This is a genomic window from Variovorax sp. J31P207 (assembly GCF_030316965.1).
GTDB lineage: Bacteria > Pseudomonadota > Gammaproteobacteria > Burkholderiales > Burkholderiaceae_C > Variovorax > Variovorax ginsengisoli_B.
In genome coordinates, this window is the sequence record NZ_JASZYN010000005.1 from 198,279 (window position 1) to 214,315 (window position 16,037).

14 protein-coding genes are annotated in these 16,037 nt (G+C 67.1%); all 14 read right to left on the minus strand.

Annotation, left to right across the window (positions count from 1 at the left end):
* Nucleotides 1–11 precede the first annotated feature (11 nt).
* The 14 genes from hisD to QTI68_RS18935 all read right to left on the minus strand — a co-directional run bounded on the left by hisD (nt 12) and on the right by QTI68_RS18935 (nt 15,949).
* A complete protein-coding gene (gene hisD, locus QTI68_RS18870; RefSeq protein WP_286523480.1) occupies nt 12–1,334 on the minus strand; it encodes a histidinol dehydrogenase in 1,323 nt (440 codons plus the stop codon).
* Complete coding sequence (gene hisG / locus QTI68_RS18875; RefSeq protein ID WP_286523481.1) at nt 1,331–1,969, minus strand: ATP phosphoribosyltransferase; 639 nt, start codon at nt 1,967–1,969, stop codon at nt 1,331–1,333. Before hisG ends, hisD begins: the two co-directional genes overlap by 4 nt.
* Nucleotides 1,966–3,252, minus strand: a complete 1,287-nt coding sequence (murA, locus tag QTI68_RS18880; RefSeq protein WP_286523482.1) for a UDP-N-acetylglucosamine 1-carboxyvinyltransferase — start codon at nt 3,250–3,252, stop codon at nt 1,966–1,968. The genes hisG and murA overlap by 4 nt, the downstream gene beginning before the upstream one ends.
* An 18-nt stretch (nt 3,253–3,270) precedes the next feature.
* Nucleotides 3,271–3,513, minus strand: coding sequence for a BolA family protein (locus QTI68_RS18885; RefSeq protein ID WP_286523483.1), 243 nt, complete (start codon nt 3,511–3,513; stop codon nt 3,271–3,273).
* A 148-nt stretch (nt 3,514–3,661) separates the two neighbouring features.
* Nucleotides 3,662–4,426, minus strand: a complete 765-nt coding sequence (locus tag QTI68_RS18890) for an ABC transporter permease (protein ID WP_286523962.1) — start codon at nt 4,424–4,426, stop codon at nt 3,662–3,664.
* Entirely contained in the window at nt 4,426–5,373 is a 948-nt protein-coding gene (locus QTI68_RS18895) for an ABC transporter ATP-binding protein (RefSeq protein WP_286523484.1), read from the minus strand. The genes QTI68_RS18890 and QTI68_RS18895 overlap by 1 nt, the downstream gene beginning before the upstream one ends.
* A 290-nt stretch (nt 5,374–5,663) precedes the next feature.
* Complete coding sequence (locus QTI68_RS18900) at nt 5,664–5,936, minus strand: STAS domain-containing protein (RefSeq protein ID WP_286523486.1); 273 nt, start codon at nt 5,934–5,936, stop codon at nt 5,664–5,666.
* Nucleotides 5,937–5,943: 7 nt separating this feature from the next.
* Nucleotides 5,944–6,597 carry an MlaC/ttg2D family ABC transporter substrate-binding protein gene (locus QTI68_RS18905; RefSeq protein WP_286523488.1) on the minus strand — a complete coding sequence of 218 codons (654 nt, stop codon included), beginning with the start codon at nt 6,595–6,597 and terminating at the stop codon, nt 5,944–5,946.
* A 128-nt stretch (nt 6,598–6,725) separates the two neighbouring features.
* Nucleotides 6,726–7,472 (minus strand): MlaA family lipoprotein, encoded by a 747-nt coding sequence (locus QTI68_RS18910; protein ID WP_286523491.1) that lies wholly within the window; start codon nt 7,470–7,472, stop codon nt 6,726–6,728.
* Nucleotides 7,469–7,960, minus strand: coding sequence for an outer membrane lipid asymmetry maintenance protein MlaD (mlaD, locus tag QTI68_RS18915; protein ID WP_286523493.1), 492 nt, complete (start codon nt 7,958–7,960; stop codon nt 7,469–7,471). Before mlaD ends, QTI68_RS18910 begins: the two co-directional genes overlap by 4 nt.
* Nucleotides 7,961–7,987: 27 nt before the next feature.
* The gene (mlaE, locus tag QTI68_RS18920; protein ID WP_286523494.1) at nt 7,988–8,770 is read right to left on the minus strand and encodes a lipid asymmetry maintenance ABC transporter permease subunit MlaE; all 783 of its coding nucleotides are present in this window, start codon (nt 8,768–8,770) and stop codon (nt 7,988–7,990) included.
* The gene (locus QTI68_RS18925) at nt 8,767–9,591 is read right to left on the minus strand and encodes an ABC transporter ATP-binding protein (protein WP_286523496.1); all 825 of its coding nucleotides are present in this window, start codon (nt 9,589–9,591) and stop codon (nt 8,767–8,769) included. The genes mlaE and QTI68_RS18925 overlap by 4 nt, the downstream gene beginning before the upstream one ends.
* Before the next feature lie 108 nt (nt 9,592–9,699).
* Entirely contained in the window at nt 9,700–11,178 is a 1,479-nt protein-coding gene (locus QTI68_RS18930; protein WP_286523497.1) for a glutamate synthase subunit beta, read from the minus strand.
* 28 nt (nt 11,179–11,206) lie between these two features.
* Complete coding sequence (locus QTI68_RS18935; protein ID WP_286523498.1) at nt 11,207–15,949, minus strand: glutamate synthase-related protein; 4,743 nt, start codon at nt 15,947–15,949, stop codon at nt 11,207–11,209.
* Nucleotides 15,950–16,037: the final 88 nt, after the last annotated feature.

Genomic DNA, 16,037 nt, shown 5'->3' on the forward strand with positions numbered 1-16,037 from the left:
GCTAACCGAAATCAGCGCTGGCGCAGCCGCATCTCGGCCGCCCGGGCGTGGGCCTGCAGGCCCTCGCCATGGGCGAGCACCGAGGCCACCTGGCCGAGCGCCTGGGCGCCCTCCTCGCTGACTTCGATCAGGCTCGAGCGCTTCTGGAAATCGTAGACCCCGAGCGGCGAGCTGAAGCGTGCCGTGCCGCTGGTCGGCAGCACGTGGTTGGGGCCGGCGCAGTAGTCGCCCAGGCTTTCGCTGGTGTAGGCACCGAGAAAGATCGCGCCGGCGTGCCTGAGCAGCGGCTCCCAGCGGTGCGGCTCCTGGCTGCTGACCTCGAGGTGTTCGGGTGCGATCCGGTTGCTGATTTCGCAGGCTTCTTCCATGCTGCGCGTGTGGATCAGCGCGCCGCGGCCGTTGAGCGAGGCGGCAATGATCTCAGCGCGCGGCATCGAGGGCAGCAGGCGGTCGATCTCCTGCTGCACGCGCTCGATGTAGGCGGCGTCAGGACTGAGCAGGATGCTCTGCGCGAGTTCATCGTGCTCGGCCTGGCTGAACAGATCCATCGCGACCCACTCGGGCGGCGTGCTGCCGTCGGCCAGCACCAGGATTTCGCTCGGGCCGGCGATCATGTCGATGCCGACGGTGCCGAAGACGCGCCGCTTGGCGGCCGCCACGTAGGCATTGCCGGGCCCGGTGATCTTGTCGACCGCCGGAATCGTGGCCGTGCCGTAGGCCAGGGCCGCCACCGCCTGGGCGCCGCCGATCGTGAAGGCGCGCGTGACACCAGCCACGTGGGCGGCGGCGAGCACCAGCGGGTTGCGCTCGCCGCCCGGCGTCGGCACCACCATGATGATCTCGCCGACACCGGCCACGTGCGCCGGGATCGCGTTCATGAGCACGCTCGACGGATAGGCGGCCTTCCCGCCCGGCACGTAGATGCCGACGCGGTCCAGCGGCGTGACCTTCTGGCCAAGCAGCGTGCCGTCGGCATCGCGGTAGCTCCAGCTTTCGCCGCTCGCCTTCTTCTGGGCCTCGTGGTAGCTCCTGACGCGGCTTGCCGCGGCCTGGAGCGCATCCTTCTGCTCCGTCGGCAGCGACTCGAAGGCGGCGCGCAACTCGGCGGCCGTGAGTTCCAGCGCCGGCAGGCCGTCGACGTCGAGGCGGTCGAAACGCCGCGTGTACTCGAGCACCGCCTCGTCGCCCCGTTGCCGAACGTCGACCAGGATGTCGGCCACCACCTGCTCGATGGCCGCATCCGCTTCGGCCGACCAATGCAGGCGCGCCTTGAATTCGGCCTCGAAGGTGGCCGACGCGGTGGACAGGCGGGCGGGAGCGGCTTTCAGGTTCATGTCGGGAGGGCCGATGCGAAGGCATCGACGATGCGGCGGATGGGCTCTTGCTTGAGCTTGAGCGCGGCCTGGTTGACCACCAGCCGGGCGCTGATGTCCATGATGCGTTCGACCTCGACCAAATGGTTGGCCTTGAGCGTGTTGCCGGTCGAGACCAGGTCGACGATAGCATCGGCCAGCCCCGTGAGCGGCGCCAGTTCCATGCTGCCGTACAGCTTGATCAGGTCGACGTGCACGCCCTTGCTGGCGAAGAATTCGCGCGCCAGGCCGACGTATTTGGTCGCCACCTTGAGCCGCGAGCCTTGCTTGACGGCCGAGGCGTAGTCGTAGTCGGCACGCACCGCCACGCTGAGGCGGCAGGCCGCGATGCGCAGGTCGAGCGGCTGGTAGAGGCCCTGGTTGCCGTGCTCGAGCAGCACGTCGAGCCCGGTCACGCCGAGGTCGGCGCCGCCGTACTGGACGTAGGTCGGCACGTCGGAGGCGCGCACCAGCACCACGCGGACATCGGGCCTTGTGGTGGCGAGGATCAGCTTGCGCGATTTCTCGGGGTCTTCGGTGACCTCGATGCCGGCCGCGGCCAGCAGCGGCAGGGTCTCCTCGAAGATGCGGCCCTTCGACAGCGCCAGCGTGATCACGGCTGCACCTCGGCCGGCCCGGCCACCCGCTCGATGTCGGCGCCGATGCCGCGCAGCTTGCCTTCCATGCGGTCGTAGCCGCGATCGAGGTGGTAGATGCGGTCGACCAGGGTCTCGCCATCGGCCACCAGGCCGGCGATCACGAGGCTGGCCGAGGCGCGCAGGTCGGTTGCCATCACGGTGGCGCCGGACAGCTGACGCACGCCCTCGATCACCGCCACCTTGCCGTCGGTCTGGATCTTGGCGCCGAGGCGCAGCATCTCGTCGACGTGCATGAAGCGGTTCTCGAAGATCGTCTCGGTGACGGTCGAGGTGCCTTCGGCGATCGCGTTGAGCGCCATGAACTGGGCCTGCATGTCGGTCGGGAAGCCCGGATACTCGGTGGTGCGGAAGCTCTGGGCCTTGAGCCGGCCCTGGCTCTGCACCCGGATGCCGCCCTCGACCGCCGCAACCTGCGCCCCGGCCTCGCGAAGCTTCTCGATCACGGCATCGAGGTGGTCGGCGCGGCCATGCTTCAGGAACACTTCGCCGCCGGCCGCGGCCACGGCGCACAGGAAGGTGCCGGCCTCGATCCGGTCGGCCACCACCTGGTGGGTGCAGCCGTCGAGCCGCTCCACGCCCTGGATGCGGATGCGGCTGGTGCCGTGGCCCTCGATCTTCGCGCCCATGGCGATCAGCATCTCGGCCAGGTCGGCGATTTCAGGCTCCTGGGCGGCGTTCTCGAGCACCGTCTCGCCCTCGGCCAGCGCCGCCGCCATGAGGAAGTTCTCGGTGCCGGTGACCGTCACCATGTCGGTCGTGATGCGGGCGCCGTGCAGGCGCTTGCGGCCGCCGCCGATGCCCGCCACCATGTAGCCGTGCTCGACCACGATCTCGGCACCCATGGCCTGCAGGCCCTTGATGTGCTGGTCGACCGGACGCGAGCCGATCGCGCAGCCGCCCGGCAGCGAGACCTTGGCCCGGCCGAAGCGCGCCAGCAGCGGGCCGAGCGCGAGCACCGAGGCCCGCATCGTCTTGACCAGTTCGTACGGTGCCTCGGGCACCTCGAGCGAGCGGGCGTCGATGCGCACCGTGCCGTTGTCGTCGCGCTCGGCGCGCACGCCCATGTTGTGGACCAGCTTGAGCATGGTCGCGACGTCCTTCAGGCGCGGCACGTTGTGCAGCGTGACGGGGCGATCGGTCAGCAGGGCCGCGCAGAGTTCGGGCAGCGCGGCATTCTTGGCGCCGGAAATGAGTACCTCGCCGCGAAGCTTGCGCCCGCCGCGAATCAGAAGTTTGTCCATGAGGAATCCAGCGGAGGTCTAGCGAGACTGGCCTGCCCATTCGGCAGGCGTGAAGGTTTTCATCGAGAGCGCGTGCACTTCGTCGGTGTGCATTTTCGCACCCAGGGTGGCATAGACCCGCTGATGCCTCTGGATGGCGCGCTTGCCCTCGAACTCGGGGGAGACGATGGTGGCGTACCAGTGGCGGCCATCGCCCTCGAGCGTGATGTGGTCGCAGGCCAGGCCGGCCTGGATGATCGATTGCAGTTCTTCGGCAGTCATGTCAGTGTTTCAGCGTGTGATCGCGTGACCCGCGACGCATGAATCCGGCCCGGCGCAAAGCCAGGGATACCGCGGAACCGGCTTTGCCGGGCCGCTGGTATCGCCCCCTTGAGGGGGAGGCGCCGCAGGCGCTTCGGGGGTGTTTCATTCATCCGCGGATCTTGTAGCCGATGCGCAGCAGGTGGACGGCGATCGCGCTGACCACCAGCCAGGCACTGCCGACGATCGCCAGGCTCAGCCAGGGCGATGCATCGCTGATGCCGAAGAAGCCGTAGCGAAAGCCATCGATCATGTAGAAGAAGGGGTTCAGGTGGCTCACCGTCTGCCAGAAAGGCGGCAGCGACCCGATCGAATAGAACACGCCGGACAGGAAGGTCATCGGCATGATCAGGAAGTTCTGGAACACCGCCATCTGGTCGAATTTCTCGGCCCAGAGGCCGGCGATCAGGCCCAGCGTGCCGAGGATGGCGGCGCCCAGGAAGGCGAACACCAGGATCCACAGCGGCGCCACGAAGCTCGGCATCGCGAAGAAGGCGGTGACGATGAACACGCCCAGGCCCACCGCCAGCCCGCGCACGATCGACGAGCCCACGTAGGCGAGGAACCAGCCCCAGTGCGATAGCGGCGTCAGCAGCACGAACACCAGGCTGCCCATGATCTTGCTCTGGATGATCGACGACGAGCTGTTGGCGAAGGCGTTCTGCAGCACGCTCATCATCACCAGGCCCGGGACCAGGAAGGCGGTGTAGCTCACGGTGCCGAAGACCTTGACGTGGTCCTCGAGCACATGGCCGAAGACCGCCAGGTAGAGCACCGCGGTCAGCACCGGGGCGCCGACGGTCTGGAAGCCGACCTTCCAGAAGCGCAGCGTTTCCTTGTAGAGAAGCGCGCGCCACCCAAGAGCGTTGATCATCATCTTGCGACCTCCAGCGGCGTCTGCTCACCGGCCATCAGGTCGATGAAGACATCCTCCAGGTCGGCCTTGCGCATCTCGACGTCCTCGACATCGAGCCCGGCCTCGCGGATCGCGGCCAGCAGTTGTTCGACCTCGTGGGCGTTCTGCGCGGGCAGCTGCACGATGCGGCCCGTGATGCGGGCGTTCTGGGCGATCGCCCAGGGCAGCATGCCGTCGGTCTTGAAGCGCAGCACGTTGCTGGCGGCCGACCGCAGCAGCTCGCTGGTCCGGTCGAGCGCGATCACGCGGCCTTGCTTGAGCATCGCGATCCGATGGCACAGCGCCTCGGCCTCTTCGAGATAGTGGGTGGTCAGCAGCACCGTGCTGCCCTGTTTGTTGAGCTTGGCGACGAACTGCCACAGCGTCTGGCGCAGCTCGACGTCGACGCCGGCGGTGGGCTCGTCCAGCACGATCACAGGCGGCTTGTGGACCAGCGCCTGGGCCACCAGCACGCGCCGCTTCATGCCGCCCGAGAGCTGGCGCATGTTGGCGCCCGCCTTGTCGGCCAGGCCGAGGCTCTGCAGGAGTTCGTCGATCCAGTCGTCGTTGTTCTTGATGCCGAAATAGCCCGACTGGATCCGCAGCGCCTCGCGGACGTTGAAGAACGGGTCGAAGACCAGCTCCTGGGGCACCACGCCGAGTTGGCGGCGGGCCTGGGCGTAGTCCTTCTGGACGTCGAAACCGTGGACCGCGATGGCGCCGCTGGTCGGGCGCGACAGCCCGGCGAGCATGCTGATCAGGGTGGTCTTGCCGGCCCCGTTCGGCCCCAGGAGGCCGAAGAACTCGCCCTCTTCGATCTGGAAGCTCACGTCATCTACGGCACGAAGCCCGGATTTACCCTGGTTTCGTTGCTGGCGTGAGGGGGGATAGGTCTTGGAGACCGACTGGAAGGAGATCGCGGGCATGGGAACCCGCTATTTTAAGCTCGCCCCCAGGTTGGGCTCACTTCGTGTAGCCCGCCCACCCCCTGCCGGGGGCAACACCAGCGGCCCGGCGAAGCCGGTTCCGCGGTGTTTCACCAACGGGCCTGGCTGCGCCGGCCAATGGAAGAAAGGCATCGGTTCTCGGGCGGCGCGCAGCGCACGCCTGTTCGTGGGCAGTCGCGGGACCGGCTTTGCCGGGCCGCTGACTGCGCCCCCTGGCAGGGGGTGGGCGCCCGGACACGAAGTGCCGGGCAACCTGGGGGCGAGCCCAGTCAGGGCGCGGCCGGCAAAAGGCCTGCGATTCCGTACAGGGCGGCCAGTTCGCGCAGGCGGGCCGGCAGGCCCTTGACCGCGAAACCGCGGCCGAGCGCGCTGGACTCGCGCCGGCACTCGAGCAACACCGCCAGCGCCGAGGAGTCGAAGTGGACCAGCGCGCTGGCGTCGACCACCGTGGCCGTGTCGGTTTGCCCGGCCAGGCCGCGCTGGAGCATGTAGGCGCAGGCCGGTGCCTCGTCGTGCGTCAACTTGGGTGGCAGAACCAGCATGGCCGGCTCAACCCTTGCCGTTGTTCTTGTTGCGCGCCTCGAGGGCGGCGATCAGGCCGTCGATGCCCTTGGCGTTGATCTGCTGCGCGAACTGGGTGCGGTAGGTATCCACCAGCCATACGCCCAGGACGTTGATGTTGTAGATCTTCCAGCCGCCGGCCTCGCCGGGGGTTTTCTCGAGCCGGTAGTCGAGCTGCACCGGATCGCCGCTGCCCTTGACTTCGGTGCGCACGAGCACCTCCTTGTCGTCGGCCGAGCCGCGGAACGGGCGCACGACGACGGTCTGGTCGCTGACCTGGTCGAGGGCGCCCGCGTAGGTGCGCACCAGCAGGGTCTTGAACGCGTCCTCGAGCCGCTTCTGCTGCTCCGGCGTGGCCTGGCGCCAGGCCGGACCGACGGCCGAGGACGTCATGCGCAGGAAGTTCACGTTCGGCATGATCTTGGTGTCGACCAGCTGCATGATCTTGCCGACATCGCCCGCCTTGATCGACTTGTCGGCCTTGATCGTGTCCAGGACGTCGGAAGACAGCCGCTTCACGAGCGCATCGGGCGCCTCGTCCGCGGCCAGGGCCGGCCGCACGAATCCGGCAGCGGCACCCGCCAGCAGCAGGCCGCCCAGCGCCAACCGTCCCAGGGTGCGGCGTTGAAGAATCTGGTTCATCGAGTCAATCCCTTGTCATCAAAAGTGAGGCGTTCGCCCAACCGAGTTCGAGTCCACGCCACACGGAGGGTTCCACATCGCGGCTCATGGCCTGCAACCGAATGCAATGGCCCCGCCCGCGCAAGGCCTTAATTGCCCTCGTCGGGCAGGTTTCCGTCGTGGACGTCGTTGCGGCGGCGCTGCAGGAAGGCGTCACGGGTGAAGGTGTACCGGTCGAGCGCCGCATCCTCGAGCAGCTGGCCGACGCGCAACAGGTTGGCGCGGATGTCGATCAGGCGCAGAGCGTACATCGAGTTGCGCACCGAGATGTCCGACACGCCGCTCAGCAGGTCGCCCCGGAGGTCCAGCGGCAAAGCGGCGGTGTCGCGCAGCGTGGAGGGGCCGAGCAGGGGCAGGATCAGGTAGGGGCCCGCCGGAACGCCCCAGCGGCCCAGCGTCTGGCCGAAGTCCTCGCTGTGGCGGTCGATGCCGAGTTCGGTCGCGACGTCCAGGACCCCGCCGAGGCCGAAGAACGTGTTGACGTTCAGGCGCATGAAAGTCTGCGCGCTGTCCTGGAGCTTGAGCTGCGCCACGCTGTTGGCGAAACTCCAGACGTCGGAGAGGTTGCCGAAGAAATTGTTCACACCGGTGCGCACCGGCGAGGGCAGCACCTTGACGTAGACCGTTGCGGCCGGCTTCAGAACCGCATCGTCGAGCGCGTTGTTGAAGCGATAGACCTGCCGGTTGAGCGGCTCCAGCGGATCGGCCGGATTGGCGTTCGGGCCGGTGGCGCAACCCGTGACGAAGGCCAGGACGCCGGCGGCGCCTGCTGCACGCAGGCCATTGGCGATGCGGACGCACGCGACCCGGCCGGCGAGAGAATTTCGTGGTTTCATTTCTTGTTGTTGGCGTTACCGGATGGCGTGCTTCCTTCGGCCGCCTTGCTGTACAGGAACTGGCTGATCAGGTTCTCGAGCACAACCGCTGATTGGGTATCGGTCACGACATCGCCGGCTTGAAGGGTCTTTTCGTCGGCGCCGGCCTCGATGCCGATGTATTGCTCGCCCAGCAGGCCGCTGGTCAGGATCTTGAACGAGCTGTCCTTGGGGAAACTGTAGCGATTTTGCAGCGCCAGCGTCACGGCGGCCTGAAAGTTCTTGTCGTCGAACGTGATGGATTCGACGCGCCCGACCACCACGCCGGCGCTCTTGACCGCGGTTTGGGGCTTGAGCCCGCCGATGTTGTCGAAGCGCGCGGTCACGGCATAGGTCTTCTGGAAATTCAGGCTCAGCAGGTTGGCCGACTGCAGCGCCAGGAACAGCAGCGCCGCGCCGCCGATCAGCACGAACAGGCCGACCCAGATGTCATTGTTGGAACGTTGCATGTGTTGCACTCTCAGTGAACGTGGAGCCTAGATGCTGAACATCATGGCGGTCAGCATGAAATCGAGCCCGAGCACGGTGAGCGAGGCGACGACCACCGTGCGGGTGGTGGCGCGCGAGACTCCCTCGGGCGTCGGCTGCGCCTGGTAGCCCTGCAGCAGGGCGATGAAAGTCACGGCGATGCCGAAGACGATGCTCTTGACGACGCCGTTGCCGACGTCCTTCCAGACGTCGACGCCGCCCTGCATCTGGCCCCAGAAGGCCCCCGCATCGAGGCCCAGCATCAGCACCCCGACGACATAGCCGCCGATCACGCCGACCGCACTGAACACCGCCGCCAGCAGGGGCATGGTGATCACGCCGCCCCAGAAGCGGGGCGCCAGGATGCGCTGGACCGGGTCGACCGCCATCATTTCCATCGCGCTGAGCTGCTCGCCAGCCTTCATGAGGCCGATCTCGGCGGTGAGCGAGGTGCCGGCACGGCCCGCGAACAGCAGCGCCGCCACGACCGGGCCGAGCTCGCGCACCAGGCTCAATGCGACCAGCAGGCCCAGCGCCTCGGACGAGCCGTAGCGCTGCAGCGTGTAGTAGCCCTGCAGGCCCAGCACGAAGCCGACGAACAGGCCGGAGACGGCGATGATCGCCAGCGAGTAATTGCCCAGGAAGTGGATCTGGTCGCGCACCAGGCCGAAGCGGCGCAGGCTGCGCGCACCCTCCCCCACGAGCTGGAAAAAAAGGCGCGCGCCCAGACCGAGGTCGGCCAGCTTGCTGCGTACGGCGAAGCCGACGTCGGCCGGCTTGTACCAGCTCATTGACGCCCCCCTTGGGAGTTGCCGAAATCGGCCTCGACAGCCACCGCGGGGTAGTGAAAATGCACCGGCCCCTCGGGCAGCGCATTGACGAACTGGTGGACCAGCGGGTCGGCGCTGGCGCGCACCGCGTCCGGGCTGCCCTGCGCGGCAATGCCGCCATTGGCAAGGATGATCACGTGGTCGGCGATGCGGAAGGTCTCTTCGAGGTCGTGCGACACGATCACGCTGGTGAGCCCCAGCGTGTCGTTGAGCTGCCGGATCAGCCGCGCCGCGGTGCCGAGCGAGATCGGGTCGAGGCCGGCGAAGGGCTCGTCGTACATGACGAGGTCGGGGTCGAGCGCGATCGCCCTGGCCAGCGCCACGCGCCGCGCCATGCCGCCCGAGACTTCGCTCGGCATCAGCTCGCGGGCGCCGCGCAGGCCGACGGCGTCGAGCTTCATCAGCACGATGTCCCGGATCAAGCCCTCGGACAGGCGCGTGTGCTCGCGCAGCGGGAAGGCCACGTTGTCGAACACGCTCATGTCGGTGAAGAGCGCACCGAACTGGAACAGCATGCCCATGCGACGCCGGGCGGCATAAAGCGCATCGGGTGCCATCCGGCCGACGTCCTGCCCGTCCACCAGCACCTCGCCACGGCGCGCCCGCACCTGCCCGCCGATCAGGCGCAGCACGGTGGTCTTGCCGCCGCCCGAGGCGCCCATCAACGCGGTCACCTTGCCACGCGGCACGCGGAACGAGACGCCATCGAGGATGGCGCGGTCGCCATAGCCGAAGACGACGTCGCGAAACTCAACGAGGGAAGTGGCAGGTGATGGGTCCATGGCAATGAAAAAGCCGGGGCGCCCCCATGAGGACATCCCGGCTCGCGGTAACAGCCAATGATAAGGGAAGCGCGTAACAGGCTGTGCCGAGACAAATCCGAAAATAGTTCAGCGCGGCAGGTCGCTGAAGCCCATCAGGAATTCATCCACCGAACGCGCGGCCTGGCGGCCCTCGCGGATCGCCCAGACCACCAGCGACTGCCCGCGACGGATGTCGCCGGCGGCGAACACCTTGGGCACATTGGTCGCGTAGCCGCCAATGAAATCGACGCTGGCCTTGGCATTGCCGCGGGCGTCCTTCTCGACGCCGAAGGCGTCCAGCACATTGGCCACCGGGCTCACGAAGCCCATCGCCAGCAGCACCAGGTCGGCCTTGAGCACCTGCTCGCTGCCGGCCACCTCGACCATCTTGCCGTCCTTCCACTCGACGCGGACCGTCTTCAGGCCCGTGACCTTGCCCTTTTCGCCGATGAATTCCTTGGTGGAGATGGCGAACTCGCGCTCGCAGCCCTCTTCGTGGCTGGAACTGGTGCGCAGCTTGTACGGCCAGTAGGGCCAGGTCAGCGGGCGGTTCTCTTCCTCGGGCGGCTGGGGCATCAGCTCGAACTGGGTCACGCTCGCGGCACCGTGGCGGTTGCTGGTGCCCACGCAGTCGGAGCCGGTGTCGCCGCCGCCGATCACGATCACGTGCTTGCCGTCGGCGCGCAGCTGGCCCTTGACCTTGTCGCCGGCGTTGATCTTGTTCTGCTGCGGCAGGAACTCCATCGCGAAATGGATGCCGTCGAGGTCGCGCCCCGGTACCGGCAGGTCGCGCGACTGCTCGGCGCCGCCGGTCAGCAGCACCGCGTCGAACTCCTTGTCGAGCTGCTCGGGCGTGACGGTTTCCTTGGCCCAGTTGGTGACCTTGGAGCCCTTGCCCAGCGGATCCTTGGCCGCGCCGACCATCACGCCGGTGCGGAAGGTCACGCCTTCTGCCTTCATCTGCTCGACGCGGCGATCGATGTGCACCTTCTCCATCTTGAAGTCGGGGATGCCGTAGCGCAGCAGGCCGCCGATGCGGTCGTTCTTCTCGAACAAGGTGACATCGTGGCCGACCCGCGCCAGCTGCTGGGCTGCCGCCATGCCCGCCGGGCCGGACCCGACCACGGCGACCTTTTTGCCCGTCTTGTGCTTGGCCGGACGGGCCGCCACCCAGCCTTCGTCCCAGGCGCGGTCGATGATCGCGTGCTCGATCGACTTGATGCCGACCGGATCGTCGTTCACGTTGAGCACGCAGGCCGCCTCGCAGGGCGCGGGGCAGATGCGGCCGGTGAACTCGGGGAAGTTGTTGGTCGAGTCGAGCACCACGAAGGCGCTCTGCCAGTCGGCCCGATACACCAGGTCGTTGAAGTCCGGAATGATGTTGTTGACCGGGCAGCCGCTGTTGCAGAACGGCGTGCCGCAGTCCATGCAGCGCGCGCCCTGGACCTTGGCCTGTGCCTCGTCGAGGCCGACCACGAATTCCTTGTGGTGCTTGACCCGCTCATCGATCGGCTTGTAGCCCTCTTCGATGCGCTCATGCTCCATGAAGCCGGTGATTTTTCCCATCGTGCTTTCCTGTTCTGTTCGTTGTCGCTCAGACCGCCGCCACCGGCTTGGCGGCCGCATGCGGCTCCATGCCGGCATGCGCGTTGTTGCCGCTGCTCGTGAGCTCGACCTCGCGGTCGTGGATCTCGGCCAGCGCTCGCTTGTATTCGTTCGGGAACACCTTGACGAACTTGGTGCGCGAAACGGCCCAGTTGTCGAGCAGTTCGCGGGCGCGCTTGCTGCCGGTCCAGCGGTGATGGTCCTCGAGCAGCTTGCGCAGCTGCGCCTCGTCGGTCTCGCCATCGTGCCAGACCTTGCGGTGCACGCTGGCGGTCTGCTCGGCCGAGGTCAGCACCTTGTCGAGCGACACCATCGACAGGTTGCAACGGGAGGCGAACTGGCCGTCCTCGTCATAGACGAAGGCGACGCCGCCGCTCATGCCGGCCGCGAAGTTGCGTCCGGTCTGGCCCAGCACCGCGACCGTGCCACCGGTCATGTATTCGCAGCCATGGTCGCCGGTGCCTTCGACCACCGCGGTGGCGCCCGACAGCCGCACCGCGAAGCGCTCGCCGGCCACGCCGCAGAGATAGGCCTCGCCGGTGGTCGCGCCATAGAGCGCGGTGTTGCCGACGATCGTGTTGCGCGCCGCCTCGCCGCGGAAGTCCAGGCTCGGGCGCACCACCACGCGGCCGCCCGACAGGCCCTTGCCGGTGTAGTCGTTGGCATCGCCGATCAGGTAGAGCGTGATGCCGCGCGCCAGGAAGGCGCCGAAGGACTGGCCGCCCGTGCCTTCGAGCTGGATGCGGATCGAGTCGTCGGGCAGGCCCTGCGGATGCACCTTGGTCAGCGCGCCCGAGAGCATGGCGCCGACCGAGCGGTTGACGTTGCGCGCCACCTCGATGAACTGCACCTTCTCGCCCTTGTCGATGGCCGGGCGCGAACGCTCGATCAGCTTCACGTCCAGGCTCTTCTCGAGGCCGTGGTCCTGGTTCTCGACATGGAAGCGCGGCACCTCGGCCGGCACATTGGGCTGGGCGAACAGTCGGCTGAAGTCCAGGCCGCGGGCCTTCCAGTGGTCGATGCCGAGCTTGGTGTCGAGCAGGTCGGCGCGGCCGATCAGGTCGTCGAACTTGCGGATGCCGAGCTGGGCCATGATCTGGCGCACTTCCTCGGCCACGAAGAAGAAGAAGTTGACCACGTGCTCGGGCTTGCCCGAGAACTTCTTGCGCAGCACCGGGTCTTGCGTCGCGACGCCGACCGGGCAGGTGTTCAGGTGGCACTTGCGCATCATGATGCAGCCCTCGACCACCAGCGGCGCGGTCGCGAAGCCGAACTCGTCGGCACCCAGCAGGGCGCCGATGGCGACGTCGCGGCCGGTCTTCATCTGGCCGTCGGCCTGCACCCGGATGCGGCCGCGCAGGCGGTTCAGCACCAGCGTCTGCTGGGTCTCGGCCAGGCCGATCTCCCACGGGCTGCCCGCGTGCTTGATCGACGACCACGGCGAGGCGCCGGTGCCGCCGTCGTGGCCGGCGATCACGACGTGGTCGCTCTTGCACTTGGCGACGCCCGCGGCGATGGTGCCGACGCCAACTTCGCTCACCAGCTTGACGCTGACGCTGGCATGCGGCGCGACGTTCTTCAGGTCGTGGATCAGCTGCGCCAGGTCCTCGATCGAGTAGATGTCGTGGTGCGGCGGCGGCGAGATCAGGCCCACGCCCGGCACCGAGTAGCGCATCTGGCCGATGTACTTCGTGACCTTGCCTCCGGGCAGCTGGCCGCCCTCGCCGGGCTTGGCGCCCTGCGCCATCTTGATCTGCACCTGGTCGGCCGACGAGAGGTACTCGGCCGTGACGCCGAAGCGGCCCGAGGCCACCTGCTTGATCTTCGAACGCAGCGAGTCGCCGTCCTGGAGCGGCAGGTCGACCTCGACATTGGCCTCGCCGATCACGCTCTTGAGCGTGTCGCCCATCTTGATCGGGATGCCCTTGAGCTCGTTGCGGTAGCGCGCCGGGTCTTCGCCGCCCTCGCCGGTGTTGCTCTTGCCGCCGATGCGGTTCATCGCCACCGCCAGGGTGGCGTGCGCCTCGGTGCTGATCGAGCCGAGCGACATGGCGCCGGTGGCGAAGCGCTTGACGATTTCGGCGGCCGGCTCGACCTCGTCGACGGAAATCGCCTTGGCCGGATCGATCTTGAACTCGAACAGGCCGCGCAGCGTCAGGTGACGGCGGTTCTGGTCGTTGATCAGCTGCGCGTATTCCTTGTAGGTGCTGAAGTTGTTGGCGCGCGTGCTGTGCTGCAGCTTGGCGATGGCGTCGGGCGTCCACATGTGCTCTTCGCCGCGGGTGCGCCAGGCGTATTCGCCGCCGGCGTCGAGCATGTGGGCCAGCACCGGATCGTCGCTGAAGGCCGCCTTGTGCATGCGGATGCCTTCCTGGGCGATCTCGAACACGCCGATGCCCTGGACCCGGCTGGCGGTGCCGGTGAAGTACTTCTCGACCGTCTCGGTGTTCAGGCCGATGGCCTCGAACAGCTGGGCGCCGCAGTAGCTCATGTAGGTGCTGACACCCATCTTCGACATGATCTTCGACAGACCCTTGCCGACCGCCTTGACGTAGTTGTAGATGGCCTTTTCGGCGCTCAGGTCGCCGGAGAGGTCTTCATGCATCGCCGCCAGCGTTTCCATCGCCAGGTATGGGTGCACGGCTTCGGCGCCGTAGCCCGCGAGCACGCCGAAGTGATGCACTTCGCGCGCCGAGCCGGTCTCGACCACCAGGCCGGCGGTCGTGCGCAGGCCTTCGCGCACCAGGTACTGGTGGATCGCCGACAGCGCCAGCAGCGCCGGGATCGCGACCTGCGTCGGGCCGACGTTGCGGTCGCTGACGATCAGGATGTTGTGGCCGCCCTTGATCGCATCGACCGCCTCCGCGCACAGCGAGGCCAGCTTGGCTTCGACGCCTTCGTCGCCCCAGGCCAGCGGGTAGGTGATGTCGAGCGTATGGCTCTTGAACTTGCCCTGCGTGTACTTGCCGATGTCGCGCAGCTTCGCCATGTCGGCGAAGTCGAGGATCGGCTGGCTCACCTCGAGCCGCATCGGCGGGTTGACCTGGTTGATGTCCAGCAGGTTCGGCTTCGGGCCGATGAATGACACCAGCGACATCACGATCGCCTCGCGGATCGGGTCGATCGGCGGGTTGGTCACTTGCGCGAACAACTGCTTGAAGTAGTTGTAGAGCGGCTTGTTCTTGTTCGACAGCACGGCCAGCGGGCTGTCGTTGCCCATCGAGCCGATGCCCTCTTCACCGGCCGCGGCCATCGGGCTCATCAGGAACTTGATGTCTTCCTGCGTGTAGCCGAAGGCCTGCTGGCGATCGAGCAGGCTGACCTGGCTCGGCGGCGGCTGCACGGTCTCGGCCTCGACGCTGTCGAGCTTGATGCGCAGGTTCTCGATCCACTGCTTGTAGGGCTTGCTGTTGGCCAGCGTCGCCTTGACTTCCTCGTCGTCGATCATGCGGCCCTGCTCGAGGTCGATCAGGAACATCTTGCCGGGCTGCAGACGCCACTTGCGAACGATCTTCTGCTCGGGCACCGGCAGCACGCCGGACTCGGAACCCATGATGACCAGGTCGTCGTCGGTCACGCAGTAGCGCGACGGGCGCAGGCCGTTGCGGTCGAGCGTGGCGCCGATCTGTCGGCCGTCGGTGAAGACGATCGAGGCCGGGCCGTCCCAGGGCTCGAGCATCGCCGCGTGGTACTCGTAGAACGCGCGGCGGCGCGGGTCCATCGTCGCGTGCTGCTCCCAGGGCTCGGGAATCATCATCATCACGGCCTGGCTGATCGGATAGCCGGCCATCGTCAGCAGCTCGAGGCAGTTGTCGAAGGTGGCGGTGTCGGACTGGCCGGCGAAGCTGATCGGATACAGCTTCTGCAGGTCGGCACCCAGCACCGGCGAGGACATCACGCCTTCGCGCGCCTTCATCCAGTTGTAGTTGCCCTTGACCGTGTTGATTTCGCCGTTGTGGGCGACGTAGCGGTACGGGTGGGCCAGCGGCCACTCGGGGAAGGTATTGGTCGAGAAGCGCTGGTGCACCAGGCCCAGGGCCGAGACGCAGCGCTTGTCCTGCAGGTCGAGGTAGTAGGTGCCGACCTGGTCGGCCAGCAGCAAGCCCTTGTAGACCACCGTGCGGCTCGACATGCTCGGGACGTAGTATTCCTTGCTGTGCTTGAGCTTCAGGCGCTGGATGTTGGCGCTGGCGGTCTTGCGGATCACGTAGAGCTTGCGCTCCAGGGCGTCCTGCACGATGACGTCGTTGCCGCGGCCGATGAAGACCTGGCGCAGCAGCGGCTCCTTGGCGCGCACGTTGGGCGACATCGGCATATCGCGGTTGACCGGCACGTCGCGCCAGCCCAGCAGCACCTGGCCTTCGACCTTGATCGCGCGTTCCATCTCCTGCTCGCAGGCCTCGCGCGAGGCGTGCTCCTTCGGCAGGAAGATCATGCCGACGCCGTACTCGCCGGGCGGCGGCAGGGTCACGCCCTGCTTGGCCATCTCTTCGCGGTACAGCAGATCGGGCAGCTGGATCAGGATGCCGGCGCCGTCGCCCATGAGCTTGTCGGCGCCCACTGCGCCGCGGTGGTCCAGATTCTCGAGAATCTTGAGGCCCTGCAACACGATGGCGTGGCTCTTTTCGCCCTTGATGTGGGCCACGAAGCCGACGCCGCAGGCGTCGTGCTCGTCAGCGGCGGAATAAAGACCGTGTTCTTGGAGATGCTGGATCTCGGCAGCCGTCGTCATGGGCGTGCTCCTTCAGTTTTCGCAGGGAAAAGGAGCATATTGCTTTGCACAAATAATGCCAAACCCTTTAATTGGGGTCAGATTCCAA

Excerpts from the sequence above, each read along its gene's own strand:
- hisD (WP_286523480.1), bottom strand. The coding sequence starts at position 1,334 with ATGAACCTGAAAGCCGCTCCCGCCCGCCTGTCCACCGCGTCGGCCACC.
- murA (WP_286523482.1), bottom strand. The coding sequence starts at position 3,252 with ATGGACAAACTTCTGATTCGCGGCGGGCGCAAGCTTCGCGGCGAGGTA.
- QTI68_RS18885 (WP_286523483.1), bottom strand. The coding sequence starts at position 3,513 with ATGACTGCCGAAGAACTGCAATCGATCATCCAGGCCGGCCTGGCCTGC.
- QTI68_RS18890 (WP_286523962.1), bottom strand. The coding sequence starts at position 4,426 with ATGATCAACGCTCTTGGGTGGCGCGCGCTTCTCTACAAGGAAACGCTG.
- QTI68_RS18895 (WP_286523484.1), bottom strand. The coding sequence starts at position 5,373 with ATGCCCGCGATCTCCTTCCAGTCGGTCTCCAAGACCTATCCCCCCTCA.
- QTI68_RS18900 (WP_286523486.1), bottom strand. The coding sequence starts at position 5,936 with ATGCTGGTTCTGCCACCCAAGTTGACGCACGACGAGGCACCGGCCTGC.
- QTI68_RS18905 (WP_286523488.1), bottom strand. The coding sequence starts at position 6,597 with ATGAACCAGATTCTTCAACGCCGCACCCTGGGACGGTTGGCGCTGGGC.
- QTI68_RS18910 (WP_286523491.1), bottom strand. The coding sequence starts at position 7,472 with ATGAAACCACGAAATTCTCTCGCCGGCCGGGTCGCGTGCGTCCGCATC.
- mlaD (WP_286523493.1), bottom strand. The coding sequence starts at position 7,960 with ATGCAACGTTCCAACAATGACATCTGGGTCGGCCTGTTCGTGCTGATC.
- mlaE (WP_286523494.1), bottom strand. The coding sequence starts at position 8,770 with ATGAGCTGGTACAAGCCGGCCGACGTCGGCTTCGCCGTACGCAGCAAG.
- QTI68_RS18925 (WP_286523496.1), bottom strand. The coding sequence starts at position 9,591 with ATGGACCCATCACCTGCCACTTCCCTCGTTGAGTTTCGCGACGTCGTC.
- QTI68_RS18930 (WP_286523497.1), bottom strand. The coding sequence starts at position 11,178 with ATGGGAAAAATCACCGGCTTCATGGAGCATGAGCGCATCGAAGAGGGC.
- QTI68_RS18935 (WP_286523498.1), bottom strand. The coding sequence starts at position 15,949 with ATGACGACGGCTGCCGAGATCCAGCATCTCCAAGAACACGGTCTTTAT.